Source organism: Bowdeniella nasicola (assembly GCF_001907295.1).
GTDB classification, from domain to species: domain Bacteria; phylum Actinomycetota; class Actinomycetes; order Actinomycetales; family Actinomycetaceae; genus Bowdeniella; species Bowdeniella nasicola.
In genome coordinates this window covers 1-814 of the sequence record NZ_MQVR01000181.1, presented here as the reverse complement: position 1 = coordinate 814, position 814 = coordinate 1, and the positions used below count along the sequence as shown (strand labels likewise).

Annotated in this window: 2 pseudogenes; both read right to left on the bottom strand. The window is 62.2% G+C overall.

Annotated elements, in window-relative coordinates:
* Positions 1–242, bottom strand: a pseudogene (locus BSZ39_RS14400) (hypothetical protein); the annotation flags it as partial.
* Between the two features lie 290 nt (positions 243–532).
* Positions 533–814, bottom strand: a pseudogene (locus BSZ39_RS12950) (hypothetical protein); the annotation flags it as partial.

Here is an 814-nt window from a genome sequence, read left to right as displayed (position 1 = left end):
GCAGTTCGAGGAACACTACTACACTGAAACCAGTCGGCCAGTGGTGGCTGACGTACCGCTATGAACTCTCCACCAAACTCGGGGCGATCCACACCGGCTTCGTCAGCGCCGTGTTCATCAACGATTCGCGCCCATGCGGCGTCCAATGCACCTGGCGTCATGACGCGCACCCGGACGCGATAGGTGAGATCTTGGGTTGTGTGTCGATCAAACCAGTCGTTCGATAACGTCCAAAATGTCATATCTCAAGTATCAGACTACGTCGCTGACGCCGCAAACAGTACGCGACACATTATTGTGGCGCTGGGCGCAGACACCCAACGGCACGAGCTGAGCCCGACCGTTGAGGCAACTTCGAACGGTTTGATCGTGGCAACCTGCTGACGTGGCGCACGACGACTACGCCTCACCCCTCGATGAAGTGGACCATCAGGAATTCTCCTGGGTGAACCGGTTCGATTGTGCCGGTATCAGTGGTAGTCGACGAACTCGACGACGTCAGCGCCGGTCATCACGACGTACCTCAACAGCGCTAGGGCGTGTCTGACAAGTAGCGTGCCCAGTCGATCACGGCGTGGAGCACGACCGCGGACCGGTACACGATCGCGAGCTTGTCATACCGGATCGCCAGCCCCCACCACTGCTTCAGCGCCCCGTAGCCGCGCTCGATGACGTTGCGCCCGCGGTAGTCGTACGGATCGAACCCGACCGGTCGGCCGCCGCGGGCGCCGCGCCGTTTCCGGTTCGCGACCTGGTCGGCCGGGTCCGGGGACGGCCAACGTCCCGCTCGACCCGTAACTGCGCCAGCAGCGGC